Genomic DNA, 23,206 nt, shown 5'->3' with positions numbered 1-23,206 from the left:
GCTTCGGCCGGCAATTCTGCGCCGTCACCGGGGGCTTGCCGCAAGACCGGGGGTGCGCTATATGTTGGTAGTGGCGGGAGATCCCGCCATTCTTTTTGCGCCTGTCCCGTCGGCCGCGTGCGGATTCCGCGGTCGGTAGGATGACGGCACCATGTCGACCGACCGCAGGCGCAAGGCCGACCCCGCCCGCAGCCTGGCCCTTCTCTGGCGTACGCGGGAGCCGACCAGCCGCGGCGCCGGGCCCGGCCTCAGCGTCGACCGGATCGTGCGGACGGCCGTCGAGATCGCCGACGCCGAGGGCATCGACGCGCTCACCATGCGCCGGGTCAGCGACGCGCTCGGCGTCGGCACCATGTCCGTCTACACCTACGTGCCGGGCAAGGCCGAGCTGCTCGACGTCATGGTCGACGCCGTCCTCGGCGACCTGCCCCGCCCGACCGACGTGCCGGGCGGCTGGCGTGGCCGGCTGGAGCGCATCGCCCGGGACAATCTGGCGCTCTACCGCGCCCACCCGTGGCTGCTGCGCGCCGAGACCACCCGGCCGGTCCTCGGCCCCAACGTGCTGGCCAAATACGATCACGAGCTGCGGGCGGTCGCCGACATCGGGCTCGACGACGTGGAGATGGACGCCGTGCTGACCCTCGTGCTCGGGCACGCCAAGAGCGCGGCCCGCGCCGCCCTCGACGTGGTCGAGCTGGAGCGCGAGACCGGGATGACTGACGACCAGTGGTGGCAGACGCACGCGCCCTGGTTGGAGAAGTTCATGACCGCCGGCACGTTCCCGCTCGCCGCCCGGGTCGGCACCGCCGCCGGCATGGCCCACGGCGCGGCGTACGGGCCGGACCACGCGTTCGAGTTCGGTCTCCAGCGGGTCCTCGACGGCATCTCCGTGGTGGTCGCCGAACGGTCGACGGCCGACTGACCGGCCCTATCCGCCGTCCGGGCGGCGCGCGGCGGCGGCGTAACGCCGGGCCAGGTGGGCGAAGGCGGCCCGCAGCTCCGGTGGCCCGACCACCTCGATGTCGGCGTCGTAGCGGCCCAGCACGGCCGCCAGGCCCGGCCAGGACCAGGCGCCCAGCACCAGCCGGCAACGGTCCGGGCCGATCTCCTCGACCAGGCCGTCGCGGGTCCACGTGGAGACCGTCCGGGCGGGCAGGTCGAGGATCACCTCGCCCTGGCACGGCCAGTCGCCGGGGCCGCCGGCGCCACGGAACCGCCCGGCGACGAACGCGGCCACGTCCCCGCCGGGCAGCTCCCGGGGCGTGAACCGGGGGCCGGTGGGAGTACGCGGACGGAGCCGGTCGACGCGGAACGTGCGCCAGTCGTCGCGGTCCAGGTCCCAGGCGACCAGGTACCAGCGCCCGCCCCAGGTGACCAGGTGGTGCGGCTGCACCCGCCGGGGGAGCGGCGCGCCGTCGGTCGGGTCGGCCGTCGGCGCGGGCGGGTAGTCGAAGCGCAGCACCTCCCGGGCGTGCACGGCGGCGCTGAGCGTCATCAGCAGGGCCGGCTCGACCCGGGGCTTCGCCGGCGCGCCGGCGCGCTCCACGGCGACGACCCGCAGGGCGTCGACGCGGTGGCGCAGCCGCGCCGGCATCACCTGCCGGACCGTGGTCAGCGCCCGCGCGGCGGCCTCCTCGATGCCGGTGACCGTGGTCGCGGCGGTCTGCAACGCCACGGTGAGCGCGACGGCCTGCTCGTCGTCGAAGAGCAACGGCGGCAGGGCCGAGCCGGCGCCCAGCCGGTAGCCGCCGTCCGGCCCCTTGGCGCCGGCGATGGGGTAGCCCAGCTCGCGCAGCCGGTCGACGTCCCGGCGCACGGTGCGCGGGCTGACCCCGAGCCGTTCGGCAAGCACCGCCCCCGGCCAGTCGCGGCGGGCCTGGAGCAGGGACAGCAGGGAGAGCAGCCGGGCGGAGGTCGTCGACATGGTCCGCATTCTGCCGGCAGTAGCGGACACAACCTGTCCGCTACGGCTGGGACGGTGGGACCCGTACCCGATCAGGACCGGAAGGAACCGATGACCATGACCGTCCCGACCACGACCCCTGCCGCGCTCGACGCCGAGCGGGCCGACCTGCTCCGCGCGCTCGCCGCCGCCCGCGCCGCGCTCACCGCCACCGTGCGCGGCCTGACCGACGCGCAGGCCGGCGAGCGTCCCACCGTCAGCGCGCTCTGCCTGGGCGGCGTGCTCAAGCACGTCGCGTCCGGCGAGGAGGACTGGCTGCGGTTCGTCACCGAAGGGCCGGACGTGATGGCCTTCACCCTGCCTGACGGCGTGACCTGGGCGGACTTCATGGCCGGCACGGCCCGCGAGTTGCCGACGTGGGCGATCGACCGGGAGCGGACGTTCCAGATGCTGCCCGAGGACACGCTGCCGGCCATCCTCGACCGGTACGCCCGGGTGGCCGCCCGCACCGAGGAGATCATCGCCGCCGTCGACGACCTGTCCGCGACGCAGCCGGTGCCGGACGTGCCCTGGCAGGAGCCGGGCACCGTGCTGAGCGTGCGCGAGGTGCTGATGCACGTCATCGCCGAAACCCGGCAGCACACCGGGCACGCGGAGATCCTGCGCGAGACGCTCGACCGGCGGAGCGCCGGCTGAACCCGGCGGGGGCCGGTCAGGCGGCGGCCGGCCCCACCGCCCGGCCCATCCGGGTCACCGCCTCGGTCAGCACGGCGGGTGAGGTGGCGAAGTTGAGGCGCACGAAGCCGGCGCCGCCGGCGCCGAAGACGTGCCCGGAGCTGAGCGCCACCCGGGCCTCGTCGAGGAACATCCGCGCCGGGCCGGCCAGGTCGCTTGCCACCCCCGGCCCGTCACCCGGCGACTCGGTGGGCACGCCGAGGCGGGTGCAGTCCAGCCAGGCGAGGAACGTGCCCTCGGGCCGGTGCCAGGTGACCTCGGGCAGATGCTCGGCGAGCAACGTCCCGAGCAACGCGCGGTTGGCGTCGAGGCCGTCGAGCAGCAGGTCCAGCCAGGGCCCGCCGGCGCGGAACGCGGCGGTGTGCGCGAGCACGCCGAGGTGGCTGGGGCCGTGGCTGACCTCCTCCGGCATTCGGGCCAGGTCGGCGGCGGCGGCCGGGCCGGCGACCGCCACCGCCGCCTTGAGGCCGGCGAGGTTCCACGCCTTCGACGCCGAGAGCAGGGCGAACGCGTCCTCCGCGCCGGGAACCATGAGGTACGGGGTGAACCGCGCGCCGGCAAGCGCCAGCGGCGCGTGGATCTCGTCGGAGAGCACCCGCACGCCGTGCCGCGCGGCCAGCTCGGCGACGGCCGCCAGCTCGTCGGCGCGATGCACCACCCCGGTCGGGTTGTGCGGGTTGCAGAGCAGGAACGCCGGCCGGTCGCCGAGGGCCCGCGCCCGGCGGAACGACTCGTCCAGCGCGGTGAGGTCCAGCCGCAGGTCCGGCCCGAGCGGAGCCTCGACCACCCGCCGGTCGGCGTGCGTGACGAACGCGTAGAACGGCGGATAGACGGGGGGACAGACCACCACCGCGTCACCCCGCCCGGTGACCAGACGCAACACCTCGACCACGCCCGTCATCACGTCGGCCACAAGCGCGCTGCGCCCGACCGGGAAGTCGGCCCAGCCCCAGCGTTGCGCGGCGAACCCGGCGAGCGCCTCCGCGAACGCCGTCCCGTACGCGTAGCCGGTGTCGCCCAGGTCGATCGCGCGGCGCAGCGCGTCGGCCACCGGCGGGGCCAGCGGCACGTCCTGCTCCGCCACCCACAGCGGCAGCACGTCCGGCGGGTGCAGCCGCCACTTGACGCTTGTGCGCTGCCGGAGCTGGTCGAGCGTGAGCCGGGCGAGCGGATTGCCGTCGTCGGCGGAAACACGCATGGGGCCACCCTAGGCTTCTGCCTACCATCGCCCGATGGCCCACCCGACGTACCCGCTGAACACCCCGCGGCTGCTGCTGCGCCCGGTCACCGTGGATGACCTCGACGACGTGCACGCCTGGCAGCGCCGCCCGGACGTGGTCCGCTGGATGCGCGACGCGGAGCCGCGTACCCGGGCGCGGTCCCTCGCGTCGGTGGCCGCGATGGCCGGCGAGGACGCGCTGCGCGCGGAGGGTGACTGCCTGACCCTGGGCGCGGTCGCCGGGGGCCGGGTGGTCGGGGCGGTGGAGCTGGTCTGGCGCAGCGCGGCGGACCGCACCGCCGAGCTCGGCTGGGTCTTCCACCCCGACCACGGCGGCCGTGGCCTGGCCACCGAGGCGGCCGGGGCGCTGCTCGACTGGGGTTTCGGCGTGTTCGGGCTGCACCGGGTGGTGGCCCGGTGCCACGCCGGCAACGAGCCGTCCGCCCGCCTGGCCACCCGGCTCGGCATGCGGCGGGAGGCCCGGCACGTGCGCAGCTACCGGTTCCGGGGCGGGTGGGCCGACCAGCTCGTCTTCGCCGTCCTGGCCGACGAGTGGCGGTCGCGCCCGAGCTGAGCCGGGGGTCAGCCGGCGACGACCGGGTCGCCGACCCGGATCTCGCCGGTGGTCACCGGGATCAGCCACACGCCGAACCACACCTTGCCGTCCTGCCGGCGGTGCCGCGCCAGCGTCCGGATCGGCTCCTTGCCGCGGGTGAACGTCACCGGGTCGATCAGCGTCAGCTCGCAGCGGTCGCAGCGGTCGGCGACCCGGAAGTCGACCGTGCCGATCCGCAGCCGCGTCCAGCCGTCCTCGGCGAACGGCTCGACCGGCCCGTCGAGCACCACCGTGGGGCGGAACCGTGCCATCGGCAGCGGATCGGGCGCCGGCTCGCCCCGCTCCAGCGCGCCCTCGACGATCCAGTCGCGCAGCCGGCGCAGCGACGGCAGCGTGGCGACGAGCAGCGGACCCGCGTCGGAGAGGTTGAGCGGGTCACCGGGACGGCCGCCGTGCGCGGTGGAGACCGGCCGGCGGCGCGGGTCGTCCAGCCAGCCCAGCCGCACCTGGCGGTCCAGCCGCTCGGAGAGCCAGTCGTGCGCCTCGCCGGCCGCGAGCCGCACCGTGTCCAGCCGGGACAGGGAGGTGGCGGCCGGCGGCCCGTGCACCGGCTCGGCGACGGTGAGCGACGCGCCGCCGGAGTCGGTGAGCGTGACCGAACCGGGTCCGGGCACGGCGGTCAGGCCGAGCATGCGGGGCGCGGCGCGGGCGGTCAGCACCCCGCCGTCGGGTTGCAGCAGCATCCAGCGCCGGTCGTGGCGCAGCCCCCACGGCTCGACCGTGGCCCGGTCCACGTCGACGCCGGCCAGCGACTTCACCGGGTGGATGTGCGTCGAGACGAGCCGCACGCCTCAGCCGACCTTCGGGGTGGCCCGGTCGATGATCCCGGCGAGGTCGAGCCCGCCGGGCAGCGTCCCGTACGCCTGGCCGTGGTCGCCGTCCAGGCGGGACGCGCAGAACGCGTCCGCGACCGCCGGGTGGCCGTGGCGCACCAGCAGCGCGCCCTGGAGCACCAGCGCCAGCCGTTCGACCACCCGGCGGGCCCGTGACTCCAGATCGGTCCGGTCGGACAGCTCGTCACGCACCCGGCGGACCGCGGCGTCCAGGCGCGCGTCCGCGCCGGCCGTCGCCGCCACCTCCGTCTCGTACGCGGCCAGCACCTGCGGCTCGCGGGTGAGCGCGCGCAGCACGTCCAGCGCGGCGACGTTGCCGGAGCCCTCCCAGATCGAGTTCAGCGGCGACTCGCGGAACAGCCGCGGCATGCCGGACTCCTCGACGTAGCCGTTGCCGCCCAGGCACTCCAGCGCCTCGGCGGCGTGCCCCGGCCACCGTTTGCACACCCAGTACTTCCCGACCGCGAGCGCCAGGCGTTTGAACGCGGTCTCACCGGCGTCGCCCCGCACCGACCGGTCCGTCGCGCCGGCCAGCCGCATCATCAGCACGGTGGCGGCCTCCGACTCCACCGTCAGGTCGGCCAGGACGTTGCGCATCAGCGGCTGGTCGGCCAGATAGCGGCCGAACGCCCGCCGGTGCGTGGCGTGGTGCACGGCCGTGGTGACGCCCTGGCGCATCCCGGCCGCCGCGCCGATCACGCAGTCCAGCCGGGTCAGGTTGACCATGTCGATGATGGTGCGTACGCCCCGACCCTCGTCGCCGACCCGCCACGCCACCGCGTGGTCGTACTCGATCTCGGCGGAGGCGTTGGAGCGGTTGCCGAGCTTGTCCTTCAGCCGCATCAGCCGCATCGGGTTGCGGCTGCCGTCGGGCAGCACGCGGGGGACCAGGAAGCAGGTGAGCCCGTCCGGCGCCTGGGCGAGGGTGAGGAACAGGTCGCACATCGGCGCCGAGGTGAACCACTTGTGCCCGACCAGCCGGTAGCTGCCGTCCGGCTGGGGTCGGGCGGTGGTGGTGTTGGCGCGGACGTCCGAGCCGCCCTGTTTCTCGGTCATCGACATGCCGGCGAGCAGGCCGCGCTTACCGAGCGGCGGGCGCAGCCCGAAGTCGTACTCGGTGCTGGTGAGCAACGGCTCGTAGCGGGCCGCCAGCTCGGGGCTGTGCCGCAGCGCCGGGATCGCCGCGTACGTCATCGAGATCGGGCAGCCGTGCCCGGCGTCGGGCCGCCACACGTAGAAGCCGGCGGCCCGGGCCACGTGCGCGCCCGGCCGGTCGTCGGCCCACGGCGCCGCGTGCAGGCCGTGCCCGACCGCGGTGCGCATCAGCTCGTGCCAGGACGGGTGGAACTCCACCTCGTCGACGCGGTGGCCGTACCGGTCGTGGGTGCGCAGCACCGGCGGGTGCTCGTTGGCCAGCCGGCCGTGTTCGGCGGCCGGCTCGTCGCCGGCCAGCCGGCCGAGGTCGTGCAGCCCGGCGGCGGCCCAGTCGGCGCCCTCGCGGGCCAGCCCGTCGAGCAGCGCCGGGTCGTCGGCGGTGTCGTACCAGACGAGCGGTGGGACCTGGTTGACGACCTCGTGTGTGGTCACGGTGACACTCCCGGCGCACGGTGGCGGAAGGTGGATTGAACCACCGTTCAATCCCGGCCGGCAACCGCGCGTGGACCAGTCAGTTTGGCTCGATTCGTTTGACATCATCCCGCCCGGCGAGAAGACTCGCCGAAACTTTCTTTTGTTCGGAAAGCGGCAGGGGGGCCAATGTCCAGGAACAAGATCGGCGTGATCGGCGCCGTGCTCACCCTCGCGGTCGGCGTCCTGTCCGGATGCACCGGCGGTGAGAGCGTCGACGTCGGCGACGACGGGGGGAACTCCGGCGGCGCCGGGGGTGTCCTCAACGCCGCGATCGGCGGCGAACCGGACCAGCTCGACCCGCACAAGACCTCGGCCTACTACAGCTTCCAGGTTCTGGAGAACGTCTACGACACCCTGGTCGAGCCGGACGCCGACCTGAAGATGGTGCCCGCGCTGGCCACCAAGTGGACCACCAGCGAGGACCAGCTGACCTGGACGTTCACCCTCCGCGACGGCGTCACGTTCTCCGACGGCTCGCCGCTGACCTCGGAGGACGTCGTCTACTCCTATGAGCGGATCATCAAGGAGAAGCTCAACAACGCCTACAAGTTCGACACCGTCAAGTCGGTGACCGGGCCCGACCCGGCGACCGTCGTGGTGACGCTGAAGGCGCCCACGCCGAACCTGCTGGCCAACCTCGGCGGGTTCAAGGGCGTGGCGATCGTCGAGAAGGAGAACGTCGAGTCCGGCAAGGCGAAGACCGCCCCGGTCGGCAGTGGCCCGTTCAAGGTGGCGAGCTACACCTCCGGCGACAGCATCAAGCTGGTCCGCAACGACGCCTACTGGGGAGACAAGCCGAAGCTGGACGGGGTCACCTTCACCTTCGTCAAGGACCCCACGGTGGCGTTGCAGAACCTGCGCAGCGGTCAGGTCCAGTGGACCGACAACCTGCCGCCGCAGCAGGTGAAGTCGTTGCAGGACGGGGACGACCCGGTGGTCGAGTCGGCGCCCTCCACCGACTACTGGTACGTGGCGCTCAACGAGGCCCGCAAGCCGTTCGACAACCCCGAGGTCCGGCGCGCGATCGGCTACGCCCTGGACCGCGAGGCGATCACCAAGGCGGCCAAGTTCGGCCTCGCCACGGTCAACCAGACCGCCATCCCGAAGAACAGCGCGTTCTTCTACGACTACGCGCCCTACTCGCACGACCCGGGCAAGGCGAAGCAGATGCTCGGCCAGGCCGGCGTCAGCAACCTCACCATGGACCTGATGGTCACGAGCGAGTACCCGGAGACGGTCACCGCCGCCCAGGTCATCGCCGCGCAGCTCAAGGACGTCGGGATCACCGTGAAGATCCGGACGCTGGACTTCGCCCAGTGGCTCGACGAGCAGGCCAAGGGCAACTTCGACGGGTTCATGCTGGGCTGGCTGGGCAACGTCGACCCGGACGAGTTCTACTACGCCCAGCACCACACCGGCGGCGCGTTCAACTTCCACAAATACAGCAATCCGGCCGTGGACAAGCTGCTGGACCAGGCCCGCACCGAGACCGACCAGGACGCCCGCAAGCAGGCGTACGACCAGGCGGCGAAGCAGATCGTCGACGACGCCAGCTACCTCTACCTCTACAACCCGGACGTGGTGCAGGCGTGGTCGAAGAAGGTCTCCGGCTACGACGTCCGCAGCGACCGGGCGATCCGGTTCCGCACGGTCGCCCTCGGCAAGTGAGATGACCCGCTTCGTCCTGCGGCGGCTCCTACAGTCCGCCGTCGTGCTGCTCGGGGTGACCCTGGTGGTCTTCCTGCTGCTGCAGCTGGTGCCGGGCGACCCCGTCCGGGTGGCGCTCGGCACCCGCTTCGACCCGCAGACGTACGAGGCGCTGCGCTCCCGCGCCGGCCTGGACCAGCCGCTGCCGGTGCAGTACGTCAGCTATCTCGGTCACGCGCTCACCGGTGACCTCGGGGTCAGCTTCCGCACCGGCCAGCCGGTCAGCCGGATCGTGCTGGAACGGCTGCCGGCGACGCTGTCGCTCGCCGTCACCGCGGTGGTGTTCGCCCTGCTCGTCGCGTTCCCGCTGGGCATCGTGGCGGCGGTGCGCAGCGGCTCGGCGGTCGACCACGCGGCCCGCGTGTTCAGCCAGTTCGGTGTCTCGGTGCCCGACTTCTGGATGGGCATCATGGGGATCATCCTCTTCGCCGGCGTGCTGGGCTGGCTACCGCCGTCGGGTTACGTGGCGCTCACCGAGGACCCGGGCCGGTGGGCCTCGCACGTGGCCCTGCCGGCGGTCACCGTCGGCCTGGTCACCGCGTCGATCCTGACCCGGTTCATCCGCTCGTCGGTGCTGGAGGTGCTCTCCGCCGACTACGTGCGCACCGCCGAGGCGAAGGGGCTGCGCAACCGGGTGGTGATCCTGCGCCACGTGCTGCGCAACGCGCTGATCCCGGTCGTCACCGTGGTCGCGGTGCAACTGGCGAGCCTGCTCGGCGGCGTGATCGTGATCGAGGTGCTGTTCGCCTGGCCCGGCATCGGCCGGCTCACCTTCGACGCGGTGCAGTCCCGGGACTATCCGGTCCTGCAGGGGGCCGTGCTGCTCGTCGCCGCGCTGTTCCTGCTCGTCAACCTGTTGGTGGACATCCTCTACGCCCGCCTCGACCCGAGGATCACGGTCAAGTGAGCGGCGCATCCGAGAGCACCGGACGCCGGGTCCTGGACGCGCTGCGCCGCGACCCGCTCGCCGTCGGCGGCACGGTCGTCCTGCTGCTGCTGGTCGTGGTGGGCGTCGCCGGCCCGTGGCTGGCCCCGGCCGGCGTCAACGACGTCGACGTGGACCAGATGCTGCGACCACCGAGCGGATCGCACCTGTTCGGCACCGACGAGTTGGGCCGGGACGTGCTCAGCCGGGTGCTGGTCGCGGCCCGCGTCTCGCTCGAGGTCGGCGCGGTGAGCGTCGGCATCGCGCTGGTGGCCGGCGTGACGCTCGGGTTGTTCGCCGGCTACTACCGGGGCTGGCTGGACAGCGTGCTGATGCGCTGCATGGACGTGCTGTTCGCGTTCCCGGTGCTGCTGCTCGCGGTGGCCATCGTGGCGGTGCTGGGCCCCGGCCTGCTCACCGCCATGGTCGCCATCGGCGTGGTCTACACGCCGATCTTCGCCCGGATCACCCGGGCCGGCGTCCTCTCCGTCCGCGAGCAGGTCTTCGTCCGGGCGGCCGTCTCCATCGGCGCGTCGGACCTGCGCATCATGCGTCGGCACGTGCTGCCGAACATCGCCGCGCCGCTGATCGTGCAGACGTCGCTGTCGCTGGCGTTCGCGATCCTCTCCGAGGCGGCGCTGTCCTTCCTCGGCCTGGGCATCCAACCGCCGGCCCCGGCCTGGGGGCGGATGCTCTTCGACGGGCGCGGGTTCGTCACCGACGCCTGGTGGCTGGGCGTGTTCCCGGGCGCGGCGATCTTCCTGACCGTGCTCGCGTTCAACCTGGTCGGCGACGCGCTGCGGGACGTGCTCGACCCGCGCCAGCTCACCGTCAGCGAAGCCCGGAGGGGTACCACCGCATGAGCGAGCGCACCGAGCGGAGCGAGGGCCACGAGCGCATGCCCAGCCAGCACCGCATGAGCGAGCGCACCGAGCGGAGCGAGGGCCACGAGCGCATGCCCAGCCAGCACCGCATGAGCGAGCGCACCGAGCGGAGCGAGGGCCACGAGCGCATGCCCAGCCAGCACAGCAGCGAGAAGGCCGTGTTCTCGGTCGAGGACCTCACCGTCACCGTCGGCACCCGGCGCGGGCCGGCCAGGGCGGTGGCCGGGGTGTCCTGGCAGGTCCGCGCCGGGGAGACGTTCGCGCTCGTCGGCGAGTCCGGCAGCGGCAAGAGCATGACGCTGCTCGCGGCCACCGGCCTGGCGCCGCGCGCCGCGACGGTCACCGGCCGGGTGCGGCTGCTCGACACCGAGCTGAGCGCGCTGCCCGACGACCGCCGCCGCAAGCTGCGCGGCCGGCACGTCGGGTTCGTGTTCCAGGACCCGATGACGTCGCTCAACCCGGTGCTGCCGGTGGGCCGGCAGGTCACCGAGGCGGCCGAGGAACACCTGGGGCTGACCCGCCGTGCCGCCCGCGCCCGGGCGGTGGAGCTGCTCGACCTGGTGGGCATCCCGTCCGCCGCGCAGCGGGTGGACGCCTTCCCGCACCAGTTCTCCGGCGGCATGCGCCAGCGCGTCGTCATCGCCATGGCGCTCGCGTGCGAGCCGGACCTGCTGATCGCCGACGAGCCGACCACCGCGCTCGACGTGACCACCCAGGCGCAGATCGTCGAGCTGGTCGCCGACCTGCAACGGCGGCTCGGCACCGCGGTCGTCTGGGTCACCCACGACCTGGGCGTGGTCGCCGGCATCGCGGACACCGTCGCGGTGATGTACGGCGGACGGATCGTCGAGCAGGGGCCGGTCGACGACGTGTTCGACGCGCCGGGCCACCCGTACACCCGGGCCCTGCTCGCGGCCCGGCCGGACCCGGACCGGCGGGGCGAGGATCTGGTGGCGATCCCGGGCGCCCCGCCGAGCCCGCTCGACCTGCCGCCGGGTTGCGCGTTCTGGCCGCGGTGCCCGGTGCGCGCCGACCCCCGGTGCGAGCACGAGCTGCCCCCGCTGACGCCGGTCGGGGCCGGGCACACCGTCCGCACCTTCTACCCGGGAGAGACGTCATGACTGCCGCGGACGTGGTCGCCGAACTGGACGACCTGGCGGTGCACTTCCCGACCCCCGCGGGCCTGGTCCGCGCCGTCGACGGCGTCACCCTGGCGGTACGCCGGGGCGAGACGCTCGGTCTGGTGGGCGAGTCGGGCAGCGGCAAGTCCACCGCCGGTCTGGCGTTGATGCGACTTGTCGACCCGACCGCCGGGCGGGTCCGGGTGGCCGGCGCGGACGTGACCCGCCTGTCCCGGCGTCGCCTGCGCGGCATGCGCCGGCACGTGGCCATGGTCTTCCAGGACCCGCAGGCGTCGCTGGACCCGCGTCGCACGGTCGGGGACAGCATCGCCGAGCCGCTGACCGTGCACCGGCTGGCGTCGTCCGCCGCCGCCCGCCGGGACCGGGTGGCCGAGCTGCTGGACCTGGTCGGCCTGCGCGCCGACACCGCCGGCCGGCACCCGCACGAGCTGTCCGGTGGCCAGCGCCAACGGGTCGGGGTGGCCCGCGCGCTGGCCGGCGAGCCGGACCTGATCGTCCTGGACGAGCCGATCGCCTCGCTCGACCTGAGCGTGCAGGCGCAGATCATGAACCTGCTCCGGCACCTGCAACGCGACCTCGGGCTGACCTACCTGTTCATCGCGCACGACCTGTCCGCCGTGGAGCACATGAGCGACCGGATCGCGGTGATGTACCTCGGTCGCATCGTCGAGACCGGCCCGCCGGAGCGGATCTACCGGCGGCCGGCCCACCCGTACACGGCCGCGCTGCTGTCGGCGGTGCCGGTGGCCGATCCGCGGGTCGAGCGGGAACGCCGCCGCATCGTTCTCTCCGGCGACATCCCCAGCCCGGTGGACCCGCCCAGCGGCTGCCGCTTCCGTACCCGCTGCCCGCAGGCCCGCCCGGAGTGCGCCGAGACCGACCCGGCGCTGGCCGAGGTCGGCGCCGACCACCACGCGGCCTGCCTGTTCCCGCTCGACGGCGAGCGGCACCCGGCCGCCGGGCCGGCGGCCCGTGCCACCGGCGAGGCCCGCGACGCGGGCGAGCCCGGCGGCGGCACGGCGTAGGCTCGGCGGGCCGCCGACCCACCCCAGGAGCCGCGATGACGTTCACCACCCGGCCGACGCTGCGCGGTACGTTCGGCATGGTCTCCTCGACGCACTGGCTGGCCAGCCAGTCCGCGATGGGCGTGCTGGAGCGCGGCGGGAACGCCTTCGACGCCGCGGTCGCCGCCGGGTTCGTGCTGCACGTGGTCGAGCCGCACCTCAACGGCCCCGGCGGCGAAGTGCCGGCCGTGCTGGCCACCGCCGGCGATCCCACCCCGAGGGTGCTCTGCGGCCAGGGTCCGGCCCCGGCCGGCGCCACCGTCGCGCACTTCCGCGCGCTCGGTCTGGACCTGGTGCCCGGCTCCGGCCCGCTGGCCGCGGTGGTGCCCGGCGCGGTGGACGCCTGGCTGCTGTTGCTGCGGGACCACGGCACCCGTTCCCTCGACGAGGTGCTGGCACCGGCGATCGGCTACGCCGCCGCCGGCCATCCGCTCGTCGGGGCCGCCGGGCAGACCATCGACCGGGTCCGGGCGCTGTTCACCGAGCACTGGCCGACCTCCGCGCATCTCTGGCTGCGCCACGGCCGGCCACCGGCGCCGGGGGAGATGGTCACCAACCCGGCGTACGCGGAGACGCTGCGCCGGCTCGTCGACGCCGGCCGGGCGGCGGGGGCGGACCGGACCGCGCAGATCGAGGCGGCCCGGCGCGCCTGGCGGGAGGGTTTCGTCGCCGAGGCGGTCGACAGCTTCAGCCGTCTTCCGTTCCGCGACTCCAGCGGCCGGCCGCACGCCGGGCTGGTCACCGGCGACGACCTGGCCGGCTGGTCGGCCACCTGGGAGGAGCCGGTCACGCTCGACTGGCGTGGGCACACGGTGGCGAAAACCGGTTTCTGGGGCCAGGGTCCGGTGCTGCTGCAGACGCTCGCGACGCTCGACGCGCTTGACGATCCCGCCGCGCTCGATCCGTCCACCGTGGACGGGATGCACGCCCAGGCCGAGGCGCTCAAGCTCGCCTTCGCCGACCGGGAGGCGTGGTACGGCGACACCGACGTGCCGGGCGGGGCGCTGCTGTCGCCCGGATACGCGCGGGAGCGGGCCGCGCTGATCGGTGACCGTGCCTCGACCGCGTTGCGCCCGGGCCGCCCGGCGGGCGCGTCGCCGCGACTGCCGGCGCACCTGCACGCCGACGCCGCCCGGCGGGCCGGCCCGCCGGATCCCACCACGGGCGAGCCCACGGTCCGGGCCGACGGGGTGACCCGCGGCGACACCTGTCACGTCGACGTGGTCGACCGGTGGGGCAACATCATCTCGGCCACGCCGAGCGGCGGGTGGTTGCAGAGTTCGCCGGTCATCCCGGAGCTGGGCTTCCCCCTGGGCAGCCGGTTGCAGATGTGCTGGCTGGAGGAGGGGCTCGCCTCGACGCTGCGGCCGGGCCGGCGTCCGCGTACCACGTTGAGCCCGACGCTCGTGCTGCGCGACGGCGAGCCGGTGCTGGCCTGCGGCACGCCCGGCGGTGACCAGCAGGACCAGTGGCAGTTGTTGTTCCTGCTGCGCCACCTGGCCGGCGGCGTGGAGTTGCAGGAGGCGATCGACGCCCCGGCGTGGCACACCACGAGCCTGCCGGCCTCGTTCCACCCCCGCGAGATCGAGCCGGGCGTGCTGGTGGTGGAGGACCGGATCGACCCGGACGTGCTGGCCGCGCTGGGCGCGCGGGGGCACACCGTCCGCCGTTCCGGCCCGTGGAGCCTGGGCCGGCTGTGCGCGGTCACCCGGGACCCGCGCACCGGCGTCCTGTCCGCCGCCGCGAACCCCCGCGGCGCCCAGGGCTACGCCACCGGCCGCTGACCCCGCCCCCGCTCAGCCGTCGATCCGGGTGATGTTGCGGATCTTGTTGGCGGCGTCAAGCGCCGCCACCTTGTACGCCTCGGCGAGCGTCGGATAGTTGAACACCGCGTCGAGCAGATAGTCGACGGTGCCGCCGCAACCCATGACGGCCTGCCCGATGTGGACGATCTCGGTGGCGCCGGTGCCGAACACGTGCACCCCGAGCAGTCGCCCGTCGTCCGGGGAGACGAGCAGTTTGAGCATGCCGTACGAGTCGCCGACGATCTGCCCCCGGGCGAGTTCCCGGTAGCGGGCGATGCCCACCTCGAACGGGGTGGATGCCTCGGTCAGCTCGTCCTCGGTCTTCCCGACGAAGCTGATCTCCGGGATGGTGTAGATGCCGATCGGTTGCAGCTCCGACATGGTGCGGGCCGGTTCGCCGCAGGCGTGCTGCGCGGCCAGCCGGCCCTGTTCCATCGAGGTGGACGCGAGCGCCGGGAACCCGATGACGTCGCCGACGGCGTAGATGGTGTCGACCGCGGTGCGGTAGTTGGCGTCGACCTCGATCCGGCCACGGTGGTCGGCGGTGAGCCCGGCCGCCTCCAGCGCGAGGTCGTCGGTCTGCCCCTGCCGGCCGGCGGAGTACATCACCGTGTCGGCGACGATCTTCTTGCCGCTGCGCAGCACGCAGAGCGCGGCGGTGCGGTGCTTCTCCACCGCGGCCACCTCCTCGCCGAAGCGGAAGGTCACCGACAGGTCCCGCAGGTGGTACTTGAGGGACTCGACGATCTCGTCGTCGCAGAAGTCGAGCATCCCGTCGCGGCGCTCGACCACCGTCACCTTCGTGCCGAGGGCGGCGAACATCGACGCGTACTCCATCCCGATCACGCCGGCCCCGACGACCACCATGCTGCGGGGCACGGCCTGGAGGTTGATGACGCCGTCGGAGTCGACGATGGTCCGGTCGTCGAAGTCGACGCTGTCCGGGCGGGCGGGTCGGGTGCCGGCGGCGATGACCGCCTTGTCGAAGCTGACCCGGGTCTCCCGGCCGGAGCCGGCGTCGACCCAGACCGCGTGCGGGTCGGCGAACCGCCCGGTGCCGGTGATCATCGCGATCCGGTTGCGGGCCAGCTGGTTGCGGATGACGTCGGTCTGCCGGGTGATCACGTGCTGGGTGCGGGCGGCCAGGTCGGCGACCGTGATGTCCTCCTTGACCCGGTAGCTGCTGCCGTAGAGGTCACGCTGGCTCAGCCCGGTCAGGTAGAGGACGGCCTCGCGCAGCGTCTTGGACGGCACGGTGCCGGTGTTGATGCACACCCCGCCGAGCATGTCGCGGCGGTCGACGATGGCCACCCGTCGTCCCAGTTTGGCCGCGGCGATGGCCGCCTTCTGTCCACTCGGTCCTGATCCCAGCACCAGTAGGTCGTAGTCGTACACGAGAGTCAGCCTCGCAGGATGTGCGGCCCGACGCCAGCCGTGGGGCCCCGCGTGGTGCGCGGGGCCCCACGGTGTCAGCGGCCCTGGAGCGCGCGGACGTTGTCGCCGAACGTCCAACCCTTCGACCCGTCCCAGTTGATCGACCAGGTCATCAGCCCCTTGAGGCCGGGGACGGAGCGGTACGCCTGGCCCACCGACGACGGGTTCAGGTATCCGCCGCCCGCGCCGGGCTGTGCCGGCAGGCCGGGGACCTGCTTGTCGTAGGGGACGCGGATCGTGGTGCCCTGGACGCTGAGCCCGTTGTTCAGGCACTGCGTCTGCACCGTGAAGCCCTGCACCGTGCCGGCCGGGTACGAGGCGCCGGCGCAGCCGTACATCGAGCCGTTGTAGTACTGCATGTTCAGCCACCAGAGCCGGCCGTTGTCGGCGTACTTCTTGACGATCGGCAGGTAGGCGCCCCAGATCGAGCCGTAGGTGACGCTGCCGCCGGTGACGTACGCGGTCTCCGGCGCCATGGTGAGCCCGAAACCGGCCGGCATCTGGGCCAGCACCCCGTCGATGATCCGGATCAGGTTGGCCTGCGACGGCGAGAGCTGGTTGATGTTCCCGCTGCCGGTGAGCCCGGTCTCGATGTCGATGTCGATGCCGTCGAAGTTGTGCCGCTTGAGGATCGGCACGACGGTGGCGACGAACCGGTCGGCGACCGTGGCGGAGCTGAGGTCGATGCCGGCGGCGGCGCCGCCGATGGACAGCAGCACGGTCAGCCCGGCGGCCTTGGCCTGGCACACCTGCGCCGGGGTGGGCACCTTGACGCCGGCGTCCATGCCGTCCTCCCACAGCACGGTGCCGTCGGCGCGGATGACCGGGAACGCGGCGGTGACGACGTTGTAGCCGTGCCCGGTGATCCGGGCGTCGGTGATCGGGATCCAACCGAGCCCGGGGTGCACGCCGTTGGCCGCGCCGTCCCAGTTCTCCCAGTAGCCCTGGAGCACCTTCCCGCCGGGCCGGGACTTCAGCGCGCAGGTGCCACCGCCGGTGGCGGTCGGGGTCGGCGTGGGCGTCCGGGTGGGGGAGGGGGACGCGGTGGGGGTGGGTGACGGCGGCCGGGTGGTGGGGCTGGGTGACGGCGTGCCGCCGCCGGTGCAGGCGCCGAGGTCGGTCCAGAGCGCCGGTACGGCGGCCGGGTTCCAGCCCGCGCCGACCGGCGGGGTGTGCGTCACCAACGCCTGGTAGAGCCGGCCGGCGTAGCTGGCCCGGCTGCCGGCGGTCCAGGTGACGCCCTCGGCCCAGGCTGGCGCGTCGCACGCCACGAGCGCGCCGCGCGCGGTCGCCCCGCCGCTGGCGGCCGGCAGGGCGACGGTGGCGGCGAGCAGCGCGCCGCCGCCGAGCACAGCGGTGATCAGACGTCCGAGTCGCATGACATACCTCCTCGTCGATGCGCCGCAGGCTATCAGTTAACTTTGTTAAATGTAAATGCGCAGTAGTCTGTCACCACTTGGTTCACGACGTGAAAGCAGGTCGCCGGCGGGCGGCCGGGGGAAGGACGGCGGCGGACGTGGACGCCAGACGCACCACGGTGCGCGACATGCGCCGGGCCAACCGGTCGGTCCTGCTCACCCGGATCTGGCTGGACGGCCCGCTCAGCCGGCACGAGCTGGGGCAGTCGACCGCGCTGAGCCTGGCCAGCGTGAGCAACCTGGTCGGCGAGATGATCGCCGAAGGGCTGGTCGAGGAGGCCGGCTCGGTCGAGTCCGACGGCGGGCGCCCCCGGGTGCTGCTGCGCGTCGCCCCCGGCTACGGCTACCTGGTCGGCGCCGACGTGGGCGAGACCCGGGTGCAGGTCGAGCTGTTCGACCTGAACATGACCGCGTTGGCAAAGGCGGAATACCCGATCGCCGCCGCCGAGCCCGACCCGGCGCGGGTCGCCGACCACCTGCGGCACGGCCTCGCCGCGGTGACCGAGCAGTCCGGCGTCGACCCGGCCGCGGTGCTCGGCTTCGGCGTCGCCGTCGCCGGCACGGTCGAGCGCACCGCCGACGCCGTCGTGCACGCCCAGACCCTCGGCTGGGACGGCGTCCCGCTCGGCGCGATGCTGCGCGCCGGCACCGACGTCCCGGTGCACGTCGACAACGGCGCCAAGACGCTCGGCCAGGCCGAGATGTGGTTCGGCGCCGGTCGGGGCGTCCGGCACGCGGTGGTCGCCCTGGTCGGCTCCGGCGTGGGCGCCTCCGTGGTCGCCGACGGCGTCGGCTACCGCGGCGCGCACAGCAGCGCCGGCGAGTGGGGTCACACCACCATCGTGTACGGGGGGCGGCGCTGTCGCTGCGGCAACCACGGCTGCCTCGAGGCGTACGTCGGGGCGGAGGGGGTGCTCGACCGGTTCCGGCAGGCCAACCGGGGTCGACCGGCGGCCGGCGGGGACGAGGAGACCGCGTTCGGCGAGCTGCTGCGCGCCACCGGCCGCACCGCCGCGAAGGTGATCGACGAGACGGTCGGCTACCTGGGCGCCGGCGTCGCGAACCTGGTGAACCTGTTCAACCCCGAGCGGGTGGTGCTCGGCGGCTGGGCCGGGCTGGCGCTCGGCGAGCGCCACCTGCCGGCGATCCGCGCGGCCACCGCGCGGCACGCGCTGCGCCAGCCGTACGCGCAGACCTCGATCGAGCTGTGCCGGCTCGGACCGGACGCGGTCGCGATGGGCGCGGCCACCCTGCCGATGACCCGGCTGCTGCGCGACGGCGGCGTGCCCCGCGAACCGGCGTTCCGCCCGGCACCACCGGCGCGACGGCCGCGCGGACGCTGACGGGCCGGGCCGGCGTTTCCGCCGACCCGGCCACGCTGGTCAGGACGGCAGCGTCCACTTCTGGTTGGCGCCGCCGGTGCAACTCCACACCTGCGTCTTCGTCCCGTCGGCGGAGGTGTTGCCGGTGACGTCGAGGCACTTGTTCGCCTGCGGGTTGACCAGGTCCCGCCCGGCGGTCCAGGTCCACTGCTGGGCGGCGGTGCCGTTGCAGGTCCAGAGCTGCACCTTCGTGCCGTCGGCGGTGCCGCCACCGGCCACGTCCAGGCACTTGCCGAGCGCCCGGAGCGTGCCGTCGGCGGCCCGGGTCCACTGCTGGTTGGTCCCGCCGGTGCAGCTCCAGATCTGCGCCGGCGTGCCGTCGGCGCTGGCGTTGTCGGTGACGTCCAGGCACTTGCCGCCGATGCCGGTGACCGGGCCGGTCGGCGTCGGGCCGCCGCCGGACGGGGTGCCGGACCAGGTGAACGTGGCGGTGGTGCGGGCCGGCAGCGTGTAGGTGAAGGACTGCCCGCCCCACACCACCCGCACCGACTGCGCCGAGGTGCCGCCGTTGTGCGCGAGCAGCGCCTTGGAGCCGTCCGGGTTGCGGTAGGCGACGTTCGGCACGGCGCCGTTGGCGGTGGAGTCGATCCGGGTCGCGCCGGGCCGGACGAACTTGGTCAGGTGCCCGGTGGTGTAGTACTCGATGGTGTAGTCGACCTGGCCGGCCCGGGCGCCGCCCTCCTGCACGGTGATCAGGCCGGTGCAGGTGCCGCAGCCGCCGTTGTGCGGGCCCATGTTCTGGTTGACCGCGAGGCTCCACTTCACCACGCTGCGGCTCCAGTTCCGGGCGTAGGTGACGATGTCGGCCATGTCCTCGTTGTGCTGGTTGGTGATCCAGGTGCCGCCGGAGTGCTCGGTGCTGAACTGCGGCACCGCCGGATACTGCCCGCGGACCTGGCTGCCGACCGCCGGGTCGCCGAAGTAGCCGTGCCAGGCGATGCCGCCGAAGAGCGGGTCGTCACGCACGCCGGAGTCGCCGAGCAACCCGGCGCCCATGGTGGCGTAGTCGCCGTAGTTCCAGTCGTGCACGAGCACCTTGGTGGTGAGGCCGGCGGCCCGGAACGCCGGGTAGACGAAGTTCTTGGTCAGTTCGACCAGGCCGGAGGCGTTCCAGCTCATGCCCGGGTAGTCCATCGCGGTGGGGTTGCCGGACTGGCAGCAGTTCGGCTCGTTCTGCACCGACAGGTAGTCGACCTTCACGCCGCGCGCCGCGTACGCCTGGATGGTCTTGACCAGGTATTGGGCGTAGGTGGCGTAGTGCTCCCACTTCAGCCAGCCCATCTGGTCCATCCGGCCGTTGTCCTTCATCCAGCCGGGGGCGCTCCACGGCACCACCATCACCCGCAGCGCCGGGTTGAGCTGCCGGGCCTGCGCGGTGAGCAGCTCGACGTTCGTGTCGTAGCCGTTCGCCCCGAAGTCGTTGAGGTCGCAGCAGGTGTCGTCGAGGGAGACGTTGCCGGGGCGGGACAGGTCGGACGCGCCGATCGGGTTGCGCACGAACGACAGCCCGATGCCGTCGGTGGGGCTGAACAGCTTGCGCATCACCGCGTCCCGGGTGGTGGCGCTGACCGCGCCGCCGCGCAGCAGGTGGGCGGTGGTGTCGGTGATGGACGCGCCGGCGCCCTCGAACGGCTGGTACCGGGTGTTCTCGTCGACGGTGATGGTGTGGGTGGCGCCGGCGCTGGTGGGGGCGAAGCTCGTCGGGCTCTGCTGTTGCAGCCCCCGGGTGACGGTCCGGCCGCCGGCGTCGGAGGTGGTGGTGAGCCAGATGTTGACGGTCTCGCCGGCGGCGTGGGCCGCGGTGGTGGGGACGAGGGCGCCGGCGGTGAGGCAGAGCGTCAGGGCGACGCGGCCGGCGAGGCGGGGAACGGTGGTGGGGGACACGGATGCTCCTTCCAGTGAATCGACATCCGCAAATGAGAAAACCGCTCATCCCGCCTTATGTCAAGGCATGAAAAAAGTGGTCCGGGGCGCGCCGGGGCGGCCACCCGGGAAGCTCCCGCGCGGCCACCCCGGACAGGTCGGGTCAGCGCTGCCCGCGCACCCGCCGGACCGTGTCGCGGTACCACAACGCGCTGCGCTTCGGGGTGCGGCGCTGCGAGTCGTAGTCGACCCGGATGATGCCGAACCGCTTGTCGTAGCCGTACGCCCACTCGAAGTTGTCCAGCAGCGACCAGGCGAAGTAGCCGCGCACGTCCGCGCCGGCCGCCCGGGCCCGCGCCACCGCCCGCAGGTGCTCGGTCAGGTACGCCACCCGGTCGTCGTCGGCCACGAACCCGTCGGCGTCCGCCCGGTCGTCGAACGCCGCCCCGTTCTCGGTGATCACCATGGGCACGCCCGGGTAGTCGCGGTGCAGCCGCACCAGCAGGTCGGTGAAGGACTCCGGCACGATCTCCCAGTCCATCGCGGTGCGCGGCAGATCCCGGCGGACCACCCGACGCACCGGCCTGCCGTCGTCGTCGCGCTCACGGCCCTGCTCGTCCACCCCGGAGTGCAGCTGCCCGAAGTAGTAGTTCACCCCGAGAACGTCGATCGGGGTGGCGATCACCGCCAGGTCACCGTCCTCGACCGGGATCCGTACCCCCTCGGCGGCCAGGTCCGCGACCACGTCCTGCGGGTACGTGCCGCGCAGCACCGGATCGAGATAGAGCCGGTTGCCCAGCCCGTCCGCCGCCCGGGCCGCGTCCCGGTCCGCCGCGCTGTCGGTGGCCGGGTCGGCGGTGGTCAGGTTGAGCGTCAGACCCAGCTCGACCGGACCCGGCGCCGCCGCGCGCAGCCGCTGGGTGGCCAGGCCGTGCCCGAGCAGCAGGTGGTGCGCGGCGGCGATGCCGTCACCCAGGTTCCGCCGGCCCGGGGCGTGGTCGCCGTAGGCGTACCCGAGCATCGCCGAGCACCACGGCTCGTTGAGCGTGGTCCAGGTGCGGACCCGGTCGCCGAGCGCGGCGAAGACCAGCTCCGCGTAGTCGGCGAAGCGGTAGGCGGTGTCCCGGTTCGGCCAGCCGCCCGCGTCCTCCAGCTCCTGCGGCAGGTCCCAGTGGTAGAGCGTCACCCACGGGTCGACGCCCCGGCCGAGCAGCTCGTCCACCAGCCGGTCGTAGAAGCCGATCCCGGCCGCGTTGGCCGGGCCGCGCCCACCCGGCTGCACCCGTGGCCAGGCCACCGAGAACCGGTAGGTGTCCAGCCCCAGGTCGGCGATGAGCGCCACGTCCTGCGGCATCCGGTGGTAGTGGTCGCAGGCCACGTCGCCGTGGTCGCCGTTGGCCACCGCCCCCGGGACCCGGCAGAAGGTGTCCCAGATCGACGCGGTGCGGCCGTCCTCGGCCACCGCGCCCTCGATCTGGTACGACGACGTCGCCACCCCCCACCGGAAGGTAGGCGGCAGCGTGTCGATCGGGTCGGCCTGATCCACACTCTTGCGGTTGAGGTCGGTGTCCATGGTTCTCCTCGCGGTAGCGGTGGGCTCGGGCGGGTCAGCGGGGCAGGGGTGCGACGGCCGGGTGCAGCCAGCACGCGACGGCCCGCGTCGGATCGTCGACGCTGGGCGGCCCCAGCACCGGCACCCGCTCGTCGCACGGCTCGAACGCCTTCGGGCAGCGCGGGTGGAACGCGCAACCGGCCGGCATGGCACGCAGGTCCGGCGGGGAGCCGGGAATGCCGGTCAGCTCGCGGCGCGGCCCGTGCAGCGCCGGGAACGAGTGCAGCAACCCCTCGGTGTACGGGTGCAGCGGCTCGGCGTACAGCCGGGCGGCGGGCGCCTCCTCGACGATCCGACCGCCGTACATGATGGCGATCCGGTCGGAGAACTCCACGAGCAGCGACAGGTCGTGGGTGATGAACAGCACCGCGAAGCCGAGCCGTTCGCGCAGTTCGGCGAGCTGGCTGAGGATCTGCCGTTGCATCACCACGTCCAGCGCGGTGGTCGGTTCGTCCATGATGACCAGTTGTGGCTCCAGCGCCAGCGCCATCGCGATCATGACCCGTTGCCGCATGCCGCCGGAGAGCTGGTGCGGATAGCTGTCCAGCCGGTCGCCGGCGATGCCGACCAGCCGCAGCAGATCCTTGGCGCGGGCCAGCCGGCCGGACGCGGTGCTCCCCGGCTCGTGCGCCTTGATCACGTCGAGGAGCTGGGTGGAGACCTTGTGCACCGGGTTGAGCGAGTTCATCGCGCCCTGGAACACGATCGACGTCTCCGCCCAGCGGAACTCGCGCAGCCGGGCCGGGCTGAGCGTCAGCACGTCCACCGGCGGGCCGTCGACCGGGTGGTAGATCACCTGGCCGCCGCTGACCACGCCGGGCGGGGGCAGCAGCCGGGTCAGCCCGTACGCCAGGGTGGACTTGCCGCTGCCGCTCTCCCCGGCCAGGCCGAGCACCTCGCCCCGGTGCAGCGTCAGGTCGACGTCACGGACCGCGTGCACCGCGTCCGCGCCGACACCGTAGTCGACGCACAGCCCACGGATCTCCAGCACCTGGTCGCTCATCGGGCCCTCCTTTCGTTCGCGACTGCGGGGCT

At 73.5% G+C, this 23,206-nt stretch carries 19 protein-coding genes; 10 read left to right on the top strand and 9 right to left on the bottom strand.

Annotated elements, in window-relative coordinates; genetic code table 11:
- Nucleotides 1–151 precede the first annotated feature (151 nt).
- Nucleotides 152–922: a TetR/AcrR family transcriptional regulator gene (locus O7602_RS14135; RefSeq protein WP_281589504.1), complete on the top strand. Its 771-nt coding sequence runs from the start codon at nucleotides 152–154 to the stop codon at nucleotides 920–922.
- Nucleotides 923–928: 6 nt separating this feature from the next.
- On the opposite strand, the gene O7602_RS14130 is transcribed toward O7602_RS14135, so the two are convergent.
- The gene (locus O7602_RS14130; protein ID WP_348651321.1) at nucleotides 929–1,924 is read right to left on the bottom strand and encodes a WYL domain-containing protein; all 996 of its coding nucleotides are present in this window, start codon (nucleotides 1,922–1,924) and stop codon (nucleotides 929–931) included.
- A 90-nt stretch (nucleotides 1,925–2,014) separates the two neighbouring features.
- On the opposite strand from O7602_RS14130, the gene O7602_RS14125 reads away from it, so the two are divergent.
- Nucleotides 2,015–2,599 (top strand): DinB family protein, encoded by a 585-nt coding sequence (locus O7602_RS14125; protein WP_281589501.1) that lies wholly within the window; start codon nucleotides 2,015–2,017, stop codon nucleotides 2,597–2,599.
- Nucleotides 2,600–2,615: 16 nt separating this feature from the next.
- Here the strand turns inward: O7602_RS14125 and O7602_RS14120 are convergent, their stop codons facing one another.
- Entirely contained in the window at nucleotides 2,616–3,836 is a 1,221-nt protein-coding gene (locus O7602_RS14120; protein WP_281589499.1) for an aminotransferase class I/II-fold pyridoxal phosphate-dependent enzyme, read from the bottom strand.
- A 34-nt stretch (nucleotides 3,837–3,870) separates the two neighbouring features.
- Between O7602_RS14120 and O7602_RS14115 the strand changes: the two genes are divergently transcribed.
- Nucleotides 3,871–4,431 carry a GNAT family protein gene (locus O7602_RS14115; protein ID WP_281589497.1) on the top strand — a complete coding sequence of 187 codons (561 nt, stop codon included), beginning with the start codon at nucleotides 3,871–3,873 and terminating at the stop codon, nucleotides 4,429–4,431.
- Between the two features lie 8 nt (nucleotides 4,432–4,439).
- On the opposite strand, the gene O7602_RS14110 is transcribed toward O7602_RS14115, so the two are convergent.
- On the bottom strand, nucleotides 4,440–5,261 hold the full coding sequence (locus O7602_RS14110; protein ID WP_281589495.1) for an MOSC N-terminal beta barrel domain-containing protein: 822 nt from the start codon (nucleotides 5,259–5,261) through the stop codon (nucleotides 4,440–4,442).
- A 3-nt stretch (nucleotides 5,262–5,264) separates the two neighbouring features.
- A complete protein-coding gene (locus O7602_RS14105; protein WP_281589493.1) occupies nucleotides 5,265–6,893 on the bottom strand; it encodes an acyl-CoA dehydrogenase family protein in 1,629 nt (542 codons plus the stop codon).
- A gap of 168 nt (nucleotides 6,894–7,061) precedes the next feature.
- Between O7602_RS14105 and O7602_RS14100 the strand changes: the two genes are divergently transcribed.
- From O7602_RS14100 to O7602_RS14075, 6 genes are all read left to right on the top strand, one after another.
- The gene (locus O7602_RS14100) at nucleotides 7,062–8,603 is read left to right on the top strand and encodes an ABC transporter substrate-binding protein (protein ID WP_281589491.1); all 1,542 of its coding nucleotides are present in this window, start codon (nucleotides 7,062–7,064) and stop codon (nucleotides 8,601–8,603) included.
- Between the two features lies 1 nt (nucleotide 8,604).
- Nucleotides 8,605–9,549 (top strand): ABC transporter permease, encoded by a 945-nt coding sequence (locus O7602_RS14095; RefSeq protein WP_281589489.1) that lies wholly within the window; start codon nucleotides 8,605–8,607, stop codon nucleotides 9,547–9,549.
- Nucleotides 9,546–10,430 carry an ABC transporter permease gene (locus tag O7602_RS14090; RefSeq protein WP_281589487.1) on the top strand — a complete coding sequence of 295 codons (885 nt, stop codon included), beginning with the start codon at nucleotides 9,546–9,548 and terminating at the stop codon, nucleotides 10,428–10,430. The genes O7602_RS14095 and O7602_RS14090 overlap by 4 nt, the downstream gene beginning before the upstream one ends.
- Before the next feature lie 110 nt (nucleotides 10,431–10,540).
- Nucleotides 10,541–11,572 (top strand): ABC transporter ATP-binding protein, encoded by a 1,032-nt coding sequence (locus tag O7602_RS14085; protein ID WP_281590302.1) that lies wholly within the window; start codon nucleotides 10,541–10,543, stop codon nucleotides 11,570–11,572.
- Nucleotides 11,569–12,618, top strand: coding sequence for an ABC transporter ATP-binding protein (locus tag O7602_RS14080; RefSeq protein ID WP_281589486.1), 1,050 nt, complete (start codon nucleotides 11,569–11,571; stop codon nucleotides 12,616–12,618). The genes O7602_RS14085 and O7602_RS14080 overlap by 4 nt, the downstream gene beginning before the upstream one ends.
- A gap of 35 nt (nucleotides 12,619–12,653) precedes the next feature.
- Complete coding sequence (locus tag O7602_RS14075) at nucleotides 12,654–14,441, top strand: gamma-glutamyltransferase family protein (protein ID WP_281589485.1); 1,788 nt, start codon at nucleotides 12,654–12,656, stop codon at nucleotides 14,439–14,441.
- A gap of 12 nt (nucleotides 14,442–14,453) precedes the next feature.
- Here O7602_RS14075 and sthA read toward each other — a convergent pair whose 3' ends face one another.
- Complete coding sequence (sthA, locus tag O7602_RS14070; RefSeq protein ID WP_281589483.1) at nucleotides 14,454–15,857, bottom strand: Si-specific NAD(P)(+) transhydrogenase; 1,404 nt, start codon at nucleotides 15,855–15,857, stop codon at nucleotides 14,454–14,456.
- A 74-nt stretch (nucleotides 15,858–15,931) separates the two neighbouring features.
- A complete protein-coding gene (locus O7602_RS14065) occupies nucleotides 15,932–17,275 on the bottom strand; it encodes a glycosyl hydrolase family 18 protein (protein WP_281589481.1) in 1,344 nt (447 codons plus the stop codon).
- A 137-nt stretch (nucleotides 17,276–17,412) separates the two neighbouring features.
- On the opposite strand from O7602_RS14065, the gene O7602_RS14060 reads away from it, so the two are divergent.
- Nucleotides 17,413–18,657 (top strand): ROK family transcriptional regulator, encoded by a 1,245-nt coding sequence (locus O7602_RS14060; protein WP_281589479.1) that lies wholly within the window; start codon nucleotides 17,413–17,415, stop codon nucleotides 18,655–18,657.
- A 39-nt stretch (nucleotides 18,658–18,696) separates the two neighbouring features.
- On the opposite strand, the gene O7602_RS14055 is transcribed toward O7602_RS14060, so the two are convergent.
- From O7602_RS14055 to O7602_RS14045, 3 genes are all read right to left on the bottom strand, one after another.
- Nucleotides 18,697–20,580 carry a ricin-type beta-trefoil lectin domain protein gene (locus O7602_RS14055; RefSeq protein WP_281589477.1) on the bottom strand — a complete coding sequence of 628 codons (1,884 nt, stop codon included), beginning with the start codon at nucleotides 20,578–20,580 and terminating at the stop codon, nucleotides 18,697–18,699.
- Between the two features lie 142 nt (nucleotides 20,581–20,722).
- Nucleotides 20,723–22,132 carry a GH1 family beta-glucosidase gene (locus tag O7602_RS14050; protein ID WP_281589476.1) on the bottom strand — a complete coding sequence of 470 codons (1,410 nt, stop codon included), beginning with the start codon at nucleotides 22,130–22,132 and terminating at the stop codon, nucleotides 20,723–20,725.
- Nucleotides 22,133–22,166: 34 nt separating this feature from the next.
- The gene (locus O7602_RS14045) at nucleotides 22,167–23,174 is read right to left on the bottom strand and encodes an ABC transporter ATP-binding protein (RefSeq protein ID WP_281589475.1); all 1,008 of its coding nucleotides are present in this window, start codon (nucleotides 23,172–23,174) and stop codon (nucleotides 22,167–22,169) included.
- Between the last annotated feature and the right edge of the window lie 32 nt (nucleotides 23,175–23,206).

The organism is Micromonospora sp. WMMD1128, assembly GCF_027497235.1.
GTDB lineage: Bacteria > Actinomycetota > Actinomycetes > Mycobacteriales > Micromonosporaceae > Micromonospora.
This window is presented reverse-complemented; position numbering and strand designations above follow the sequence as displayed.

Bases quoted from the DNA above. Each gene is read 5' to 3' on its own strand.
- O7602_RS14135 (WP_281589504.1), top strand. From the start codon at position 152: ATGTCGACCGACCGCAGGCGCAAGGCCGACCCCGCCCGCAGCCTGGCC.
- O7602_RS14130 (WP_348651321.1), bottom strand. From the start codon at position 1,924: ATGTCGACGACCTCCGCCCGGCTGCTCTCCCTGCTGTCCCTGCTCCAG.
- O7602_RS14125 (WP_281589501.1), top strand. From the start codon at position 2,015: ATGACCATGACCGTCCCGACCACGACCCCTGCCGCGCTCGACGCCGAG.
- O7602_RS14120 (WP_281589499.1), bottom strand. From the start codon at position 3,836: ATGCGTGTTTCCGCCGACGACGGCAATCCGCTCGCCCGGCTCACGCTC.
- O7602_RS14115 (WP_281589497.1), top strand. From the start codon at position 3,871: ATGGCCCACCCGACGTACCCGCTGAACACCCCGCGGCTGCTGCTGCGC.
- O7602_RS14100 (WP_281589491.1), top strand. From the start codon at position 7,062: ATGTCCAGGAACAAGATCGGCGTGATCGGCGCCGTGCTCACCCTCGCG.
- O7602_RS14095 (WP_281589489.1), top strand. From the start codon at position 8,605: ATGACCCGCTTCGTCCTGCGGCGGCTCCTACAGTCCGCCGTCGTGCTG.
- O7602_RS14085 (WP_281590302.1), top strand. From the start codon at position 10,541: ATGAGCGAGCGCACCGAGCGGAGCGAGGGCCACGAGCGCATGCCCAGC.
- O7602_RS14080 (WP_281589486.1), top strand. From the start codon at position 11,569: ATGACTGCCGCGGACGTGGTCGCCGAACTGGACGACCTGGCGGTGCAC.
- O7602_RS14075 (WP_281589485.1), top strand. From the start codon at position 12,654: ATGACGTTCACCACCCGGCCGACGCTGCGCGGTACGTTCGGCATGGTC.
- O7602_RS14065 (WP_281589481.1), bottom strand. From the start codon at position 17,275: ATGCGACTCGGACGTCTGATCACCGCTGTGCTCGGCGGCGGCGCGCTG.
- O7602_RS14050 (WP_281589476.1), bottom strand. From the start codon at position 22,132: ATGGACACCGACCTCAACCGCAAGAGTGTGGATCAGGCCGACCCGATC.
- O7602_RS14045 (WP_281589475.1), bottom strand. From the start codon at position 23,174: ATGAGCGACCAGGTGCTGGAGATCCGTGGGCTGTGCGTCGACTACGGT.